The following is a 17,782-nucleotide window of genomic DNA, read 5'->3' on the forward strand; positions in this document are numbered from 1 at the left end:
CCCGGCCGCGCGAGCGGCCAGGGGCCCTTCATCCGTACGGCGGCCGGTGCGGCCGGTGGCTCAGTCCTCGCCCTCCAGATCGCCTTCCGTCTCCAGGAAGACCTGGCGCAGACCGGCGAGGACCTCCGGGTCCGGCTTCTCCCACATGCCGCGCGACTCGGCCTCCAGGAGACGTTCCGCGATGCCGTGGAGGGCCCAGGGGTTGGCGCGCTGGAGGAACTCGCGGTTGGCCGGGTCCAGGACATAGGTCTCGGTGAGCTTGTCGTACATCCAGTCGGCGACCACCCCCGTCGTGGCGTCGTAGCCGAAGAGGTAGTCGACGGTGGCGGCCAGCTCGAAGGCGCCCTTGTAGCCGTGGCGGCGCATCGCCTCGATCCACTTGGGGTTGACGACGCGGGCCCGGAAGACGCGCGAGGTCTCCTCGACCAGGGTGCGGGTCCGGACGGTCTCCGGCCGGGTGGAGTCCCCGATGTACGCCTCTGGGGCGGTGCCCTTGAGCGCGCGCACGGTGGCCACCATGCCGCCGTGGTACTGGAAGTAGTCGTCCGAGTCCGCGATGTCGTGCTCGCGGGTGTCGGTGTTCTTGGCCGCGACCTCGATGCGCTTGTACGCCGTCTCCATCTCCTCGCGGGCCGGTCGTCCGTCGAGTTCGCGGCCGTAGGCGTAGCCGCCCCAGACGGTGTAGACCTCGGCCAGGTCCGCGTCGGTGCGCCAGTCCCGTGAGTCGATGAGCTGGAGCAGTCCGGCGCCGTAGGTGCCGGGGCGGGAGCCGAAGATACGGGTGGTGGCGCGGCGTTCGTCGCCGTGCGCGGCCAGGTCCGCCTGGGTGTGCGCCCGTACGTAGTTCTGCTCCGCGGGTTCCTCCAGCGAGGCCGCGAGGCGGACCGCGTCGTCCAGGAGGCCGATGGTGTGCGGGAACGCGTCGCGGAAGAAGCCGCTGATGCGGAGCGTCACATCGATGCGCGGGCGCCCCAGTTCGGCGGCCGGGACCGCCTCAAGCCCGGTGACCCGACGCGAGGCGTCGTCCCAGACCGGGCGGACGCCGAGCAGCGCGAAGGCCTCCGCGACATCGTCGCCGGCGGTACGCATCGCGCTGGTGCCCCACAGGGACAGGCCGACCGAGGTGGGCCAGTCGCCGTTGTCGGTCCGGTAGCGCTCCAGCAGGGAGTCGGCCAGCGCCTGTCCGGTCTCCCAGGCGAGACGGGAAGGCACCGCCTTGGGGTCGACGGAGTAGAAGTTGCGGCCGGTCGGCAGGACGTTGACCAGGCCGCGCAGCGGGGAGCCGGAAGGGCCTGCGGGGACGAAGCCGCCGTTCAGGGCGTGGACGCAGTGGTCGAGTTCGTCGGTGGTGGCCGCCAGCCGGGGCACGACCTCGCGGGCGGCGAAGTCGAGGATGTCGGCGACGGGCCCGGGGTGTCCGGCGGCGACGTCTGCGACGGCCTCCGGCGCCCACTGCGCGTCCTCCATCGCCTGGACCAGGGCGCGGGCCTGCTCCTCCACCTCGTCGGCGGTGGTGCGGGTGGCCGCCGACTCGTCGAGACCGAGCGCCTCGCGCAGGCCGGGCAGGGAGGTGGTGCCGCCCCAGATCTGGCGGGCCCGCAGGATCGCCAGGACCAGGTTGACCCGGTCGGCTCCGGCGGGCGCGCCGCCCAGGACGTGCAGGCCGTCGCGGATCTGCGCGTCCTTGATCTCACAGAGCCAGCCGTCGAGATGCATGATGAACTCGTCGAAGCCCTCGTCCTCCGGGCGGTCTTCGAGACCCAGGTCGTGGTCGAGCTTCGCGGCCTGGATCAGGGTCCAGATCTGGGCCCTGATGGCCGGGAGCTTCGCCGGGTCCATCGCCGCGATCTGGGCGTGCTCGTCCAGCAGCTGTTCCAGCCGGGCCACGTCGCCGTAGCTCTCGGCGCGGGCCATCGGCGGTACGAGGTGGTCCACCAGGGTGGCGTGGACGCGGCGCTTGGCCTGGGTGCCCTCGCCCGGGTCGTTGACCAGGAACGGGTAGACGAGCGGGAGGTCGCCAAGCGCCGCGTCGGGGCCGCACGCGGCGGAGAGCCCGGCGTTCTTCCCGGGCAGCCACTCCAGGTTGCCGTGCTTGCCGAGGTGGATCATCGCGTCGGCGCCGAAGCCGTTGTCGTCCGCGGCGGCGGCGATCCAGCGGTAGGCGGCCAGGTAGTGGTGCGAGGGCGGCAGGTCGGGGTCGTGGTAGATCGCGATCGGGTTCTCGCCGAAGCCGCGCGGCGGCTGGATGAGGATGAGCAGATTGCCCCGGCGCAGGGCGGCGAGGACGATGTCGCCCTCGGGATTGCGCGAGCGGTCCACGAACATCTCGCCCGGAGCGGGGCCCCAGTGCTCCTCGACGGCCTCGCGGAGTTCAGCCGGCAGCGTCGCGTACCAGCGCCGGTAGTCGGCGGCCGGGATGCGGACCGGGTTGCGGGCCAGCTGCTCTTCCGTGAGCCACTCCTGGTCGTGGCCGCCCGCCTCGATCAGCGCGTAGATCAGCTCGTCCCCGTCACCGGAGGCGAGGCCCGGCACCTCCTCGTCACCGAAGTCGTACCCCTCGGCGCGGAGCCGGCGCAGCAGGGCGACGGCGCTCGCCGGGGTGTCGAGTCCGACGGCGTTGCCGATCCGGGAGTGCTTGGTCGGGTACGCGGACAGCACGAGCGCGAGGCGCTTGTCTGCGTTCGGGATGTGGCGGAGCCGCGCGTGGCGCACGGCGGTCCCGGCGACCCGGGCGGCGCGCTCGGCATCGGCCACGTAGGCCGGCAGGCCGTCCTCGTCGATCTCCTTGAACGAGAACGGGACGGTGATCAGGCGGCCGTCGAACTCGGGGACGGCGATCTGGCTCGCGGCGTCCAGCGGCGAGACGCCCTCGTCGTTGTCCTCCCAGTCGGACCGCGAACCGGTGAGGCAGAGCGCCTGGAGGATGGGCACGTCGAGGCCGGTGAGGGCGCCGGCGTCCCAGGACTCGTCGTCACCGCCGGCCGACGCCTCCGCAGGCCGGGTTCCGCCCGCGGCGAGCACCGTGGTCACGATCGCGTCGGCGGCCCGCAGGGCGTCGATCAGCTCGGGCTCCGGTGTGCGCAGCGAGGCGACGAACAGCGGCAGGGCGCGGCCGCCCGCGTCCTCGACGGCGCCGCACAGGGCGTCGATGAACGCGGTGTTGCCGCTCATGTGGTGGGCGCGGTAGTAGAGCACCGCGATGGTGGGGCCGTCCGTCGCGCGGGGCGTGCGCTCCAGCGGTCCCCAGGAGGGCGCCGGGGCGGGCGGTTCGAAGCCGTGGCCGGTGAGCAGGACGGTGTCGGAGAGGAAGCGGGCGAGCTGCTCCAGGTTGCCGGGGCCGCCGTGTGCCAGATAGGCGTGGGCCTCCGCGGCGATGCCGATCGGGACGGTGGAGGCGGCCATCAGCTGGGCGTCGGGGGCCTGTTCGCCGGTGAGGACGACGACGGGGCGGCCGGTGGCCAGCACCTGGTCGAGGCCGTCCTGCCAGGCGCGGACCCCGCCGAGGAGGCGTACGACGACCAGCTCTGTGCCGTCCAGGAGCTGCGGGAGGTCCTGGAGCGGGAGCCGGGAGGGGTTCGCGTAGCGGTAGGCGACCGGGCCGTCACAGGCGCGGGCGCTGAGCAGGTCGGTGTCTGACGTCGACAGGAGCAGGATCATGCGGCGTCTGGCCTTCCTCGGGGTATCCACGCCCCGGGCGGTGTCGGAATGGGACTCCCCTGCTCGGACGGGCCGAGTGGCACGGGGAAGGGAGTTCCTGACTCACCCGGCCGGTGCGGCCGGGATCACAGTGGCGGGACCGCGCCGGAATCGCACCGGGCTTCCTCCCCTGTCGCCGTCTGTGGCGACTACGGACCGCAAGGCCCGTCGCTAGGCATAGTAAGGGGCGGTCAAGAACTGGGAGGCATACGGATCTGATGAGATGGTCGGTATGCTCGCCGCCATGCCCCCGCCAGCCACTTTGCCCGTGCCCACAGGAGCCGCGCCGGTCCGTGACCGCGGTGACGCCTGCCCCGGCACGCTGCGGTTGCACCGGGCGGACGACGGTGCGCTGGCCCGGGTCCGGATCCCCGGGGGGGTACTGAGCGCGGCGCAGGCCGACGTGGTGCGGGAGTTGGCGGAGCGGCTCGGCGATGGTGAGCTGCATCTCACTTCGCGCGGCAATGTGCAGCTGCGCGGTCTGCCGCCGGACTGCGGCGGCGAACTGGCCTCCCGCATGGGTGAGTCGGGGCTGCTGCCCTCCGAGCGCCACGAGCGCGTCCGCAACATCGTGGCCTCCCCGCTGTCCGGGCTCGACGGCCGGGGGCAGCGGGACATCCGCCCGTGGCTGTCCGCGTTGGACGAGCTGGTGTGCGCGAGTGACCTGACGACCGAGCTGTCGGGCCGGTTCCTGTTCGCGCTCGACGACGGCCGCGGCGATGTGGACGCGCTCGGCGCCGATGTGACGCTGCTGGCGCGGGCCGACGGGGACGCGGCTCTGCGGATCGGCCCGGCCGAATCCGTGCTGCGGATACCCGGTGCGCACGCTCCCGCTGCCGCGCTGATCGCCGCCGAGACCTTCCTGGACACCGCGCGCGGCTCCGGCGTCTGGCGGGTGACGGATCTGCGCGCGGACGTCGGGATCCTCCTGGACCAGGTGGTCCGGCGGTTGCGCCAGGCCGGAATCCGCGCCACGCGCACTGCCGGACCCGTACACCCCGCGCAGCCCGCGGCTCCCGCTCCCGCTCCCGGCATCGTGGACGGACCGCACGAGACGGTCGCGCTGTGCGTCGGCGTACCCCTGGGCCGCGTCGGCGCGGAACAGTGGCGGGCGCTGACCCGCGCCGCCCGGCAAGGGGAGGGTGGCGGCGGCGAACTGCGGCTGACCCCCTGGCGCGGCGTCGTCGTACCGGGCGTGGAGCGCGCACGGGCCGCAGAGGCACTGGACGCTCTGGGGACCGCCGGCCTGATCACCGGGCCCCGCTCCCCCTGGACCGGAGTGGGGGCCTGCATCGGGCGCCCCGGCTGCGCCAAGTCCCTCGCCGATGTCCGGGCCGGGGCGACAGCGGCCCTGGGGCCCGTGGGCGCGCTGCCGGTGTACTGGTCGGGGTGCGAACGCCGGTGCGGCCATCCGCGGGGCGCGTGGGTCGATGTCGTCGCCGCCCCGGACGGCTACCGGGTCTCCCTGGTGCGCGACGGTGAACGGCACGCCCCGCAGCCCGTCGCCGACAGCCCGGCCGCTCTAGCGGCAGCCGTGGCCTCGGCCCGGGGCGGCCTGGACGAGCAGCGCCCCGCCCCGTGCCCCGGCACCTGACCTTTCCCACCGGCCGACCGCTCCCGGACCCGACCGACCCATTCCACGCCCGACTTCCATGCCCGACTTCCATGCCCGACTTCCATGCCCGACTTCCATGCCCGATGAAGAGAGCGACAGCACTGTGCACCAGTACGAGAAGGACGGACCGGCCATCTATCGCCAGTCCTTCGCCACGATCCGCGCGGAGGCCGATCTGTCGGGACTGCCCGCCGATGTGAGCCAGGTGGCGGTCCGGATGATCCACGCCTGCGGCATGGTCGACCTCGTACGCGATCTGGCCTTCACCCCGGACGTGGTGTCCCGTGCCCGTGAGGCGCTGCGGGCCGGCGCGCCCATCCTGTGCGACGTGGCCATGGTCGCCAGCGGGGTCACCCGCAAGCGGCTGCCCGCCGGCAACGAGGTCGTGTGCACCCTGTCGGACCCAGCGGTGCCCGGTCTCGCGGCGGAACTCGGCACCACCCGCAGCGCGGCCGCCCTGGAGCTGTGGCGCGATCGGCTGGACGGCGCGGTCGTCGCCGTCGGCAACGCGCCCACCGCCCTGTTCCGGCTGCTCGAACTCATCGAGGAGGGCGCGCCGCGCCCCGCCGCCGTCATCGGTGTGCCGGTCGGCTTCATCGGCGCGGCCGAGTCCAAGGACGCCCTGGCCGCACACGCGTCCGGGCTCGACCATCTGATCGTGCGCGGCCGGCGGGGCGGCAGCGCCATGGCGGCCGCCGCCCTCAACGCGATCGCCAGCGAGGAAGAGTAAGCGTGAGCGAGCAGAAGAACGGCCGGCTGTACGGAGTCGGGCTCGGCCCCGGCGATCCGGCCCTGATGACCGTACGCGCCGTGCAGGTCATCGCCGAGGCCGATGTCGTCGCCTATCACAGCGCCCGGCACGGACGGTCGATCGCCCGGTCCATCGCGGCCGGACACATCCGCCCCGACCACATCGAAGAGGCCCTGGTCTACCCCGTCACGACGGAGACCACGGACCACCCGGGCGGCTACCGGGGCGCGCTGGACGACTTCTACACCGAGGCGGCGGCCCGCCTCGCGGTCCACCTCGACGCGGGGCGCACGGTCGCCGTGCTCGCCGAGGGCGACCCGCTCTTCTACGGCTCGTACATGCACATGCACAAGCGGCTCGCCGACCGCTACCCGACCGAGGTGATCCCCGGTGTCACCTCGGTCAGCGCGGCGGCCGCCCGGCTCGGCACCCCGCTCGTCGAGGGCGAGGAGGTGCTGACCATCCTGCCCGGCACCCTGCCGGAGGAGGAGCTGACCGCCCGGATCGCCGCCACGGACACCGCGGTGGTGATGAAGCTGGGCCGTACGTTCCCCGCGGTGCGCCGCGCCTTCGAGGCGTCGGGGCGGCTGCCCGAGGCCCGTTACGTGGAGCGCGCCACGATGGCCGGGGAGCGCACGGGCGAGCTCGCCGGGATCGACGCCGGCTCCGTGCCGTACTTCGCGGTCGCCGTGCTGCCCAGCAGGATCGACGCGCCGCGTCCCGAGGAAACTCCGGGCGGGGGCGAGGTCGCCGTGGTCGGCACGGGGCCCGCCGGGCCGCTGTGGCTGACGCCCGAGACGCGCGGGGTGCTGGCCGCCGCCGACGACCTGGTCGGCTACACCACCTATCTGGACCGGGTGCCGGTCCGGCCGGGGCAGTCCCGGCACGGCTCGGACAACAAGGTCGAGTCGGAGCGCGCCGAGTTCGCCCTGGACCTGGCGCGTCGCGGACGGCGGGTGGCCGTGGTGTCCGGCGGGGACCCGGGGGTCTTCGCCATGGCGACGGCCGTCCTCGAAGTGGCCTCCCAAGACGGGTACGCGGACGTGCCGGTACGGGTGCTGCCGGGCGTGACGGCGGCCAACGCGGCGGCCGCACGGGCGGGGGCGCCGCTGGGCCACGACTACGCCACGATCTCGCTCTCGGACCGGCTCAAGCCGTGGGAGGTCATCGCGGAGCGGTTGCGGGCAGCGGCCTCCGCGGACCTGGTGCTCGCGCTGTACAACCCCGGTTCACGCAGCCGGACCTGGCAGGTCGGCAAGGCGCGCGAACTGCTCCTGGAGCACCGCTCGCCGGACACCCCGGTCGTGCTCGGCCGGGACGTCGGCGGACCGGCCGAGAGCGTACGCACCGTCCGGCTGGCCGATCTCGACCCGGCTGAGGTCGACATGCGGACGATCCTGATCGTCGGGTCCTCGCAGACGCGGTGGGTGCGGCGCGGTGACGGGGAGCAGATCGTCTGGACGCCGCGCCGCTACCCGGAGGGCTGAGCCCAGGTCTCCGTCCGCCGCTACCCGGAGGCTTGAGCCGCCGCTACCCCGGGGCTCAAGCCCCGGTCCGGCCGCCGCCGGACCCGCGCAGCCAGTCGAGGGCCCGCTCCGGGGTATCGGCCACCGCGACCCCCTCGGGGACCGGTGGCCGGCGCACCACGACCACCGGGATCCCCGCCTCGCGGGCGGCGGCGAGCTTGGGGGCGGTGGCGGCGCCGCCGCTGTCCTTCGTGACGAGGACGTCGATGCGGTGGCGGCGGATCAGCTCCCGCTCCCCCTCCGCGGTGAACGGCCCCCGGTCGAGCAGGACCTCCATCCGGGCGGGGTACGGCGGCTCCGGTGCGTCGACCGACCGCATCAGGAACCACAGGGCGTCCAGCCCGGCGAAGGCGGCCAGTCCCATGCGTCCCGTGGTGAGGAACACGCGCCGCCCCAGCGCGGGCAGTGCGCGTGCGGCCTCCTCCAGGGAGCCGACCGGGTGCCAGTCGTCGCCCCGGCCGGGCACCCAGCCGGGTCGGCGCAGTGCCAGCAGGGGAACATGGGCAGCCGAGGCGGCTGTCGCCGCGTTGAAACTGATCGTCCCGGCGAAAGGATGGGTGGCGTCGATGAGCGCGTCCACCTGGTGCGTACGCAGCCACGCGGCAAGGCCGTCGGCACCGCCGAACCCGCCGACGCGCACCTCGCCCGGCGGGAGCCTGGGACTGGCCACCCGCCCCGCGAGCGAACTGGTCACCCGGGCGTCCTCCGGCAGTGCCGCCACCAGCAGCTCTGCGAGGCGGCGGGCCTCCGTGGTCCCGCCGAGTACGAGTACGTGCATGAGGTCCATCCGTGGGTGAGGCGAAGGGCGGGCGCGGCGCCCAACTCAAACACACCGGTCTGCGGCCCGGCTGGACGACCGGTGCCTGCGCGACCGCTGCGGCCACGGCCGCGTACACCGCCCTGCTGACCGGCGACTTCCCCGACCCGGTGACCATCACCCTCCCCCGGGGCCAGACCCCGGCGTTCGCGCTGGCGGTGGAGGAGCTGGCCGGGGAGCGGGCGACAGCCGGTGTGGTGAAGGACGCCGGGGACGATCCGGACGTCACCCACGGCGCTCTCGTACGCGTCACCGTCCGGCGGCTGCCGCCGGGCTCCGGCGTGGTGTTCAGGGCGGGGCCCGGCGTGGGCACCGTCACCCTGCCGGGACTCCCGCTCGACGTCGGCGAGCCCGCCATCAACCCCGTGCCGCGCGAGATGATCCGCGACCACCTCGCGCGGGTCGCCGAGGCGCACCGGGGCACGGGCGACGTCGAGGTCACCGTCTCCGTCGACCACGGCGAGGAGATCGCCCGCTCGACCTGGAACCCGCGACTGGGCATCCTGGGCGGACTGTCGATCCTGGGCACGACCGGTGTCGTGGTGCCGTACTCCTGCTCGGCGTGGATCGACTCGATCCGCCGGGGCGTGGACGTGGCGCGTGCGGCGGGCCACACCCATGTGGCGGGCTGCACGGGCTCGACGTCCGAGAAGACCGTGGTGGCCGAGTACGGGCTGCCGGAGATCGCCCTGCTCGACATGGGGGACTTCGCGGGCGCCGTGCTGAAGTACGTGCGCCGTCACCCCGTGGACCGGCTTACCATCTGCGGCGGGTTCGCCAAGCTGTCGAAGCTCGCCGCCGGCCACCTCGACCTGCACTCGGCCCGTTCCCAGGTCGACAAGGTCTTCCTCGCCGGACTGGCCCGGCGGGGCGGCGCGGACGAGGCCCTGGCCGCGGAGGTGGCCACCGCGAACACGGGCCTCGCGGCGCTCCGGTCCTGCCAGGCGGCCGGCGTCCCCCTCGGGGACCTGGTGGCGGTGGCCGCCCGCGACGAGGCGCTGACGGTGCTGCGCGGCTCGCCGGTCGCCGTCGATGTCATCTGCATCGACCGGGCGGGCACGGTCGTCGGGCGCAGCGCGGTGCGCTGACCCGCCGCCGCCCGGTGCCGGGGGGACGGGGGTGTGTCAGCAGGCGTGCCGGTCGCGTCCGGGCGAGTAGAGGTGGCTGTCGCGGAACTGGTCGGCGCCGAGCGTGCGGCCGACCATGATGACGGCGGTACGGATCACGCCCGCAGCCTTCACCTGTTCCGCGATGCCGTCGAGAGGTCCGCGCAGGATGAGTTCGTCGGGGCGGGAGGCGAAGGCGACGACGGCGGTGGGGCAGTCGGCCCCGTAGTGCGGCAGCAGTTCCTCGACGACCCGGTCCACGTACCTGGCGGCGAGGTGCAGGACGATCAGGGCCCCGCTGCGGCCCAGCGTCGCGAGGTCCTCCCCCTCCGGCATCGCGGTCGCCCGGTGGGCAATCCGGGTGAGGATGACGGTCTGGCCGACCGTGGGGACGGTCAGCTCCCGCTTGAGTGCCGCAGCGGCCGCCGCGAACGCGGGTACGCCCGGGATCACCTCATAGGGCACGCCCGCCTCGTCGAGGCGCCGCATCTGCTCGTTGACCGCGCTGAACACCGAGGGATCGCCCGAGTGCAGCCGCGCCACGTCGTGACCGGCCTCGTGCGCACCGATCAGCTCGGCCGTGATCCGGTCGATGTCGAGCTGCGCGGTGTCCACCAGCCTGGCCTCCGGGGGGCACTCGGCGAGGAGTTCGGCGGGCACCAGGCTGCCCGCGTACAGGCACACCCCGCAGGCGGCGAGCGTCCGCGCGCCGCGCACGGTGATCAGGTCGGCCGCGCCCGGACCCGCGCCGATGAAGTACACGGTCATCTGTTGTCTCCTGAATGTTCTGTACGGGTGTGCGCCGCGGCTCGCGCGGTAGGACCGGCCGGGGGCTTGCGCACCGACCACTGGGTGACCGGCATCGCCTGCCGCCAGCCGGTGAAGCCGCCGACCGGCACGGCGTGCGCGACGGCGAGGCGGACCAGTTCGCCGCCATGCCGGCGGTACCACTCGGTGAGCAGCGCCTCCGACTCCAGCGTGACGGTGTTGGCGACCAGCCGGCCGCCGCCCGGCAGCGCTTCCCAGCAGGCGTCGAGCAGGCCGGGCACGGTCAGCCCGCCACCGATGAACACGGCGTCGGGCGAGGGCAGCCGGGCCAGGCTGTCCGGGGCGCTGCCGGTGATCACGCGCAGGGCGGGCACCCCGAGCCGTCCGGCGTTGCGCGCGATGCGCTCCGCCCGCACCGGGTCGCGCTCAACGCTGATCGCGCGGCACGAGGGGTGGACGCGCATCCACTCGATCGCCACGGACCCGGAGCCGCCGCCGACGTCCCAGAGCAGTTCGCCCGGTGCCGGTGCGAGCGCGCCGAGGGTCGCGGCCCGGATGTGGCGCTTGGTGAGCTGGCCGTCGTGCTCGTACGCGTCGTCGGGCAGGCCGGGTACGGCGCCCAGGTGCGGGGTGCCGGGGGCCCGGCGGCATTCGACGGCGATCACGTTCAGCGGGTCGCCCGGCGGGTGCGCCCAGCTGTCCGCGGTGCCTTCGGTACTCGCCTCGCGCTCGCCGCCGAGCTGTTCCAGGACGCGCAACGTGCTCGGCCCGAAGCCGTGTTCCCGCAGCAGCGCGGCGACCACGGCGGGGGTGCCCGCGTCCGCACTGAGGACCAGCAGCCGGCGTCCGTCGTACAGGGCGGCCGCGAGCCGGGCGGCGGGCCTGCCGACCAGCGTGACGACCTCGGTGTCCTCCAGGGGCCAGCAGAGCCGGGCGCAGGCGTAGGACACGGACGAGGGGTGCGGCAGAACCCGCAGCCCGTCGGCGCCGAGCACTTCGGTGAGGGCCCGGCCGATCCCGTAGAACATCGGGTCCCCGCTGGCCAGCACCGCGATCCTGCTCCCCGCGTGCGCGGCGAGCAGGCCGGGAACCGCGGGCCGCAGCGGCGAGGGCCAGGCCACGCGCCGTCCCGCGCACTGCGGCGGGAGCAGGCCGAGCTGACGCTCGCCGCCGATCAGGACCTCTGCGCCGATGAGCGCGGAGCGCGACGCGTCGGGCAGTCCGGACCATCCGTCGGCCCCGATCCCCACGACACTCACTGGCGGCGGAACGGGGGGTGCGGCGGGTTCGGGAGTCACGGACGATACCTCGGTGTTCGGGGGCTGGCGCACCCGAACTCTACTGTCCGGCCTTGTCAGGACACCGGCCAGGTAAGGGAGGAGACCGGACCGGGCGGGGCACGGTCTCCTCCTGCTCGACGGGATCGTGACCCGCAAAGATCACCCGTGGAGCGCCACGCACGCACGCAGCAGCGATTCCAGACGCAGCTGGTCGCCCGCGCGGTCGAAAGCCTGGAGGGCTTCGAGACAGGTCACAATCCAACGCGCCTCGTCCTCGGCAACCTCACCGTTGACCGCCACGGCGGTCAGAGCGCTCTCCCAGTCGAACGATCCGCCCTGGTACTCCTTTGCCAGGACTCGGTATCCGGTGGCGAGCAACGGGTCCGCGTACACCCCCGTGTCCGTGGCAAAGGCGTGGGCGCGGGCCCGGTCGGTACGCAGGCCGGCCAGGCGGCGCAGTGCCTCGTCGGGGTCGTCCAGCTCGCGGTACAGCCGGTGGGCATCGCCGACCAGGCTCGGCCAGCCGCCAGTCAGCTCGTGGAGTCGGTCCAGCTGGTCCTCGCGCTGGAAAACCTCGACGTGCTGCGCCCAGCCGCGCAGACTTCGACGGTCATGGCGACGCAGCACCACCGGTGCGGCCGACGTGGGTTCCGTGCCGGTCAGCAGGGAGCGCCAAAGGGCCAGTTGTGTGGTATCGGTGACGAGGACTACTGCGCGTGTGACCCCCGGGGTGAGTGGCAGCAGCGTCTCGCCGAGGCTGACGGCTTCCCGGCAGGTGTCGGGGCGCACAGGGTCCCGGTAGTTCACAAAGTCGCTGATGATGACGCGCCGTTCGCGGGGGCGTCCACCGATGAGCTCCTGCTTGTAAGCGCTCGGCTTGCCGATGGGAGGCAACGACCAGCCGGCGATGCCCGCAGTGAGAGTCCGCAGGGTGTGGGCGACGTCGCCGACACCGGTCGCGGGGCTACCGAGGACGATCCTCGTCTGGTTGGACCGCCTGCCCAGGAGGTCGTCCAGCTGGGTGTTGGTGAGCGGGGCGGGGCGGCCGTCGGACAGTTCGGGACGGCCTTCCTGCACGATGCTCTCCTGGAGCTTGCAGTCCTCCTCGGCCCTGAGCAGACGAGCTTCCACCTCGTGGGAAGTGCCGATCATGCGAAGTGCGTTGGGACCGCGCAGATGCCATCCCAGACCGTCGTGGTTGGGCGCGAGAACGCCGAGCCCGACCATTTCGGAGAGGTAGGCACGGAAACCCTCGGTGTCGAGCTGTTCGAACCCCTTGCGCCAGTACGTCTCGCACTCCTCGCGCAGTTCGGTGTCACTCAGCCTCACTTCCAGGCCGCGACGGCGGGCGTGGTACGCCAGCACGTTGGCGATCACGTCGTACCGGTGATCGAGGCTGAGGGTGTCCTTGAACGCCGCCGAGATGCTGTCTCTGAGTCCGGCGTCCGACTCCACGACCTCGATGTCGGCGAGTTCCACCGGGTACGGAGGACCCTCGGCGCCACGCCGAGCCCGCTTGCGGTGCATCAGCTCCACCAGCCGGTGACCGAACATCTGGAGAAGGAACGGCTGGTAGGAGCAGTAGCCGAGCACCCGGTTGACCAGGTCCATGTCCTGGAACTCGAATCCGAGGGCCCGCATGGGCTCGACCAGCAGTTCGGCCGCGAACTGGGGGGCGAGCGGGCCGATCACCTTCGGGGTCTGGGCGAGGTGACCGAACGGCCCGTTGCTCGCGAGCTTGGCGAACCGCTGTACCGAGTGCAGCCCGGCGAATACGACCTTCGCCCGGTCCTTGGTGTCGTCCCCGAGCCCCTTGAGCTTCTTGGTCTGATTGAAACGCGGCGCGTCCGCTTCGAAGAACTGGTCGCACTCGTCAAGCAGGATCAGGAGCCGACGACGCGAATCCGCATCCGTCCAAGCACGAATGCCCGCGCGCACACGTTCGGAAATGTCGCCGACGCCCTTGGCGGACCTGCGACCCTGCGGCGGGTCCAGCACCCGTGCCTCGGTCAGCTTCCGGTCCAGGACACTCCACAGCGCCTCCGGGCCGAGCGAACTGCCCTTGCCGATGTTCTCTTGGTCGAGGTTCACGTACACAGCCTGGTGGTAGCCAGGGCGCTGCTCGACGAATCTGTCCCCGGCATCGGCCAGCAGTGCCGACTTGCCGAGCCCCCGGCCACCGTAGATGACCTGGGTGCCGCGCGGGTCGATGATGCTCTTGCGTTCGGCGTCACGCCCGTAAAACATCTCGCCGCCGATCCGACCGCGCTTTTCCCTAATATACGGATTGACGCCAGAGAACGGCAGCAGCGTCTGTGTGGCAGTGCTCACCTGCCGGTCGCCCTGTGCCGCGAGATAGGCGAGGGCCGCGTCATCCACGACCAGGAGAGGCTGCAACCGGTCCGAGCCGACGGTCAGTTCCGCACGAGCCTCGGGACTGAGCGTGCCGAAGTAGGCGACAAGGAGGCCCGCACCGCTGGTGTCGCGTTCTGCCAGGCTCATGACCACCTTGGCGGGCGGGCGTCCCCAGACCATCAGCACCCGTAGCGTGCCGCCCTGCTCCCAGATCTGAGAGCCGAAAGCCGGTGCCTTCGCCCTGCCGTTGATCTCCACCTCGGTCGCCTCGAAGAAGCGGTACTCGCGTCGACGCAGGTTCGGCGCCCGCTCGTCAAGCGGCCTGGCGCTCTTGGCGTCGTAGCCGAGGAGTTTCAGGAGCGGGGGCAGTTGCCGCCGTCCCGATACCTCAAGTCGGTCCTTCGGCTCGGTCGTACCGAGTTCCCGCCACCCGTCGAGGGCGTCGGCCGCCAGAGCGGCCTCTTCTGTGGACAGGGCTCCGTAGTCAAGGACGGGAAGCGTCGGATGTTTGGCGCCGGCCCGGACCACATCCACCAGCTCACGGTCGATGCCGCGGGGCAGCCCGTCAGGTACTGCGGGAAAGAAGTCGGTCAAGTGGGGTTCGCTGCCCGCGAGCTCGGGGACGGGCTCACCGATCTCCAGGAAGTAGACGAGATCGGCTGCGGTGGCCAGGCCGCCGGTGTCCAGATGGCGCAGTACCTGAGCACGCCCGTCCGCGGTGAGGTCCAGGGCGTCGAGCCGGGCCCGGATCCGATTGGCCGCCTGCTGCCGAAATTCGGGCAGGTCACTCCGCACGGTGCCCAGGGCACGGCGTACGTCCCTCAGATCGGGCGTGCCAATCCCGTCGAGTCGGTCACGGGCGTCGGCCAGCAACTCCTGCAGGCGCAGGTCCTGATCGTCGGTCACGGCGCCGTCCGCCTGCGCTCGGTGCAACTCGGCGACCAGTTCGTCGTGTTCCTTACGCAGTTCCGTGCGCCGGACGGCCTCCCGCTCGTCGATCGCGGCCAGCCCGGGCGGAGTGAAGTCGCCCGCGGGCGCGGCGGGCAACAGCCCGAGGCCCGCCAGCTCGGCGATGGTGCGGGTCGCGCCGAAGGCATCGTGGGAGAGCCTCTCGTCCAGGGCCTCCTGCCAGGTCCGGTCGATTGCGAGGAGGAGACGATCCAGGGACGGCCGTTCGTCAGGCGCGTCGCAGACCTTCAGCAGCTCCGCGTCCAGCACCTTCTCGGGGCTGATCGAACCACCAGGACGAGTGTTCCTGGATTCACCGGCCAGCAGGGCGAACAACTCCTGCATCGAGGCGTGTGCCGCCCACGCGGTCGCAGCAGCGACCGCACCAGATCGCTGAGCCAGCTGTTCCAGCTCGGCAAGCAGCGCCTCCTCACCGTCCAGGAGTGACCGGCGCAGAGACGAGATCTCCTTGATCGCCCGGTTGCCGTCGGAGCGGTCGCCACGGCGGATGCCCTCGACCGCCAGACACCACTCCTTGGCCAGGCCGACAGCACGTTCCACGAGATGCACGAGATCGTGCCGTCCGGCGCCCTGGAGCTGTTTGCCGCTGGAACGGTGCCTGCCGTCCATCCGATCGATCTCGTTGTTGATCTCGGTCAGCTTCGACAGGCGTTCGACCTCTTCCCGAACCTGCGGCACCGCGTCACGCCGGTCACGGACCACGGTCGTCAGCAGCACTCCCAGCATTCCTCGGTCAGCGGCCAGCCAGCGCTTGGCAACCTCCGTCGCCCGCGCGAACCGCAACCTCGGCGGCACAAGCAACGCACGGCACTGCTCATCCAACTCCCGCAGCCGCGCCTCCGTCTCCGATACGTCGGCGATGACAACCAGCGGGGAGGCGATCATCAACACCCCGCTGAGGGCTCGGTCGGCGACGGCGGCCGCAGCCTCCGCGAGCCGGTCCGGCAGGCGAGGCACCAGCACCTTGAGCTGGGCACCCGCCAGGTGGTCGCCAGTGATCAGCGCCGTCCGCAGCAGGGCGGGGAGCAGTAAGAGTTCGCTGCCCTCCCCATCACGGCCCTCGTGTACGCCGTACTGCTGGAGCGCGCCTGTGGTGAGCCGGGCGGCCTGGCTGTCGCCGGAAGTGAGAAGCTCGGCGGCACCGGCCAGGCGGAGAGCCGCTACCTGCGGCTCGGGGTGGCAGGCGGCGCGTGCCACGTGGTGGGCGAGCCCGAAGCGGCGCTCGACCACGAGTCGCGCCAGAGCCTGCTCCGCGTCCGTCTCATCCCGGGCTCCGCTGTCCTCGGTCATCGACCTGACGGGGGCCACTGTGCGCACGGGCGTTTGCTGGTCGCGCGCTCCGGTGGGCGGGGGCACGGTTTCGAGACGCGGAGCGGTAGGCGGGGCCAGGTCTCTGTCGGTGCGCTTCTCACTCCGTGCGTCGCCGGCACCGGCCGCGCCCGGGGGCGGAGCGGCAGCAACAGAGGCCCACGACGCATGGGCGGGCTCCCGCATGAAGTCCTCAGCGATCCCGCCCGCCGACTTCGCGTCCTCCAGCTCGCTCGCCTGGACAGCTCCGGATGCCTCCGCTTCCGCACTGACGGGCCGGCCATCGGGCATCTGCGCTCCGACCGGTTCCTGCTCGGCATCCTCCGCCTGGTCCAGGGTCAGTTCAGGCGCCATGACCGCCGCCGTGGCGCAGGCGGGCAGCCACCGCACGACCTGCTCCTGCAAAGTCAGCCGCTCCGCTGCGGCGTCCTCCTGCCGCCCCAGCCGAATGAGCTTGGACAGGGCAGTGAGTGCCGCGGACTCCTCGCGTTGCGTCCGCTCCCATACCGGTGTGTCCAGCAGGCGGCGGGCCGCACCTCGCACAGCCTCAGCGGCAGAGGCAGCGGAGCTGCCCGGACGGCCGACGACGTCGAGCAGCCCGCGAAGCGACTCCCTTGTCCGCAGGTCCCGTTCGTGTGCCTCCCGGTGTGCGTCCGCGGCCTCTGTCATGTCCTGGAACCGCCGCGCCACGCCGTCGATCCCGGCCGCACGGAACGCCGCCTCGGCCCCGTCGAACAAGGCGCCCAGCACAGCCAGCGGTGCCAGGTCCTCGTTCTGCGGAGGGCGGCCGTCCGCGACCGAGCCCATCACCTTGTCCACGGCGTGCCTGGCCCGAGCGAGGGCCGACTCCAACTCCCTGCACACCGCGACCGGCTCCGTCGCTTCGTCGGGCCGCTCGGGGTCGGTCCGGTCAGCGTCGTCGGCCGCTTCGGACGCGTCGTTCGACACGGCCACGAGCGGCTCTTCTCCCCGCTCCTGCTCCATGCCGGACAAGAAGCCCGAGTACGTCACCGCGATCGACCGTGCCGTATCACCGACAGCGGCGAGCCGCGCCTTCTCGGTCTCATCGGCCGTCACCGCGAACCAGTTCTGGTCCGCGGCCCAGGAAAGGATGCAGGCATCCGCGACGGAGGCATTGCACCACGCGAACACCGCGGCACGTACGAGCGTCGCGCCCCACCGGGAATCGGGGTCGGCGGCGGACTCGTCGTCGGGTGCCGTTACGTACGAGTCCACTTGGTCGAACACGGTCCGCGTGAGCTCCCTGATCCCACACCTGCAGGCGCGCTGACGGGCGTCACGGCGCAGCCGGGCGAGAACGTCCTGGCACAACGCAGGGCCCGCCCGCCTGGGAGCCGCCATGCGGATTCCGAGGCTACCGAGCAGCCTCTGCCGGTTCTTGGGCGGCAGAGAGTTGAAGGCGAGCTCCACCATGTCCACCGTGAGGTCGTTCAGAGCGGCGGCGGCCGGAAGCTCCAAGGCGTTGAGAGCTTCAGCCAAGCCTGTCAGTGCCTCGCCCGAGGCACTTGGCGGGGACAGCGGCGGCCCCGTCACGACGTGGTAGCGGTCATGCATCTACGCGTACTCCGAT

General features: G+C 72.5%; 9 protein-coding genes and 1 riboswitch. Of the genes, 4 read left to right on the forward strand and 5 right to left on the reverse strand.

What is annotated here, in order from left to right:
• Positions 1–60: 60 nt before the first annotated feature.
• Entirely contained in the window at positions 61–3,657 is a 3,597-nt protein-coding gene (cobN, locus tag ACZ601_RS24080) for a cobaltochelatase subunit CobN (RefSeq protein ID WP_469541290.1), read from the reverse strand.
• A gap of 72 nt (positions 3,658–3,729) precedes the next feature.
• Positions 3,730–3,881: riboswitch (cobalamin riboswitch) on the reverse strand.
• Positions 3,882–3,928: 47 nt separating this feature from the next.
• On the opposite strand from cobN, the gene cobG reads away from it, so the two are divergent.
• The 3 genes from cobG to cobJ all read left to right on the forward strand — a co-directional run bounded on the left by cobG (position 3,929) and on the right by cobJ (position 7,549).
• The gene (gene cobG, locus ACZ601_RS24085; RefSeq protein WP_469541640.1) at positions 3,929–5,290 is read left to right on the forward strand and encodes a precorrin-3B synthase; all 1,362 of its coding nucleotides are present in this window, start codon (positions 3,929–3,931) and stop codon (positions 5,288–5,290) included.
• Between the two features lie 124 nt (positions 5,291–5,414).
• The gene (locus ACZ601_RS24090) at positions 5,415–6,041 is read left to right on the forward strand and encodes a precorrin-8X methylmutase (RefSeq protein ID WP_469541642.1); all 627 of its coding nucleotides are present in this window, start codon (positions 5,415–5,417) and stop codon (positions 6,039–6,041) included.
• 2 nt (positions 6,042–6,043) lie between these two features.
• Entirely contained in the window at positions 6,044–7,549 is a 1,506-nt protein-coding gene (gene cobJ / locus ACZ601_RS24095) for a precorrin-3B C(17)-methyltransferase (RefSeq protein ID WP_469541293.1), read from the forward strand.
• Between the two features lie 55 nt (positions 7,550–7,604).
• Here cobJ and ACZ601_RS24100 read toward each other — a convergent pair whose 3' ends face one another.
• Positions 7,605–8,366 carry a cobalt-precorrin-6A reductase gene (locus tag ACZ601_RS24100; protein WP_469541296.1) on the reverse strand — a complete coding sequence of 254 codons (762 nt, stop codon included), beginning with the start codon at positions 8,364–8,366 and terminating at the stop codon, positions 7,605–7,607.
• An 11-nt stretch (positions 8,367–8,377) separates the two neighbouring features.
• Here ACZ601_RS24100 and ACZ601_RS24105 point away from each other — a divergent pair, with 11 nt between their 5' ends.
• On the forward strand, positions 8,378–9,493 hold the full coding sequence (locus ACZ601_RS24105) for a cobalt-precorrin-5B (C(1))-methyltransferase (protein ID WP_469541298.1): 1,116 nt from the start codon (positions 8,378–8,380) through the stop codon (positions 9,491–9,493).
• Positions 9,494–9,529: 36 nt separating this feature from the next.
• On the opposite strand, the gene cobM is transcribed toward ACZ601_RS24105, so the two are convergent.
• The 3 genes from cobM to ACZ601_RS24120 form a co-directional block, all read right to left on the reverse strand.
• Entirely contained in the window at positions 9,530–10,279 is a 750-nt protein-coding gene (gene cobM / locus ACZ601_RS24110; RefSeq protein WP_469541301.1) for a precorrin-4 C(11)-methyltransferase, read from the reverse strand.
• Positions 10,276–11,577 (reverse strand): precorrin-6y C5,15-methyltransferase (decarboxylating) subunit CbiE, encoded by a 1,302-nt coding sequence (gene cbiE, locus ACZ601_RS24115; RefSeq protein ID WP_469541304.1) that lies wholly within the window; start codon positions 11,575–11,577, stop codon positions 10,276–10,278. Before cbiE ends, cobM begins: the two co-directional genes overlap by 4 nt.
• A 141-nt stretch (positions 11,578–11,718) precedes the next feature.
• Positions 11,719–17,766 carry a hypothetical protein gene (locus ACZ601_RS24120; RefSeq protein WP_469541305.1) on the reverse strand — a complete coding sequence of 2,016 codons (6,048 nt, stop codon included), beginning with the start codon at positions 17,764–17,766 and terminating at the stop codon, positions 11,719–11,721.
• Positions 17,767–17,782 lie beyond the last annotated feature (16 nt).

The sequence above is a fragment of the Streptomyces sp. NPDC104307 genome, from assembly GCF_055584045.1.

What these genes read in the sequence shown, in the direction of transcription:
- cobN (WP_469541290.1), bottom strand. Translation starts at nt 3,657, where the DNA reads ATGATCCTGCTCCTGTCGACGTCAGACACCGACCTGCTCAGCGCCCGC.
- cobG (WP_469541640.1), top strand. Translation starts at nt 3,929, where the DNA reads ATGCTCGCCGCCATGCCCCCGCCAGCCACTTTGCCCGTGCCCACAGGA.
- ACZ601_RS24100 (WP_469541296.1), bottom strand. Translation starts at nt 8,366, where the DNA reads ATGCACGTACTCGTACTCGGCGGGACCACGGAGGCCCGCCGCCTCGCA.
- cobM (WP_469541301.1), bottom strand. Translation starts at nt 10,279, where the DNA reads ATGACCGTGTACTTCATCGGCGCGGGTCCGGGCGCGGCCGACCTGATC.
- ACZ601_RS24120 (WP_469541305.1), bottom strand. Translation starts at nt 17,766, where the DNA reads ATGCATGACCGCTACCACGTCGTGACGGGGCCGCCGCTGTCCCCGCCA.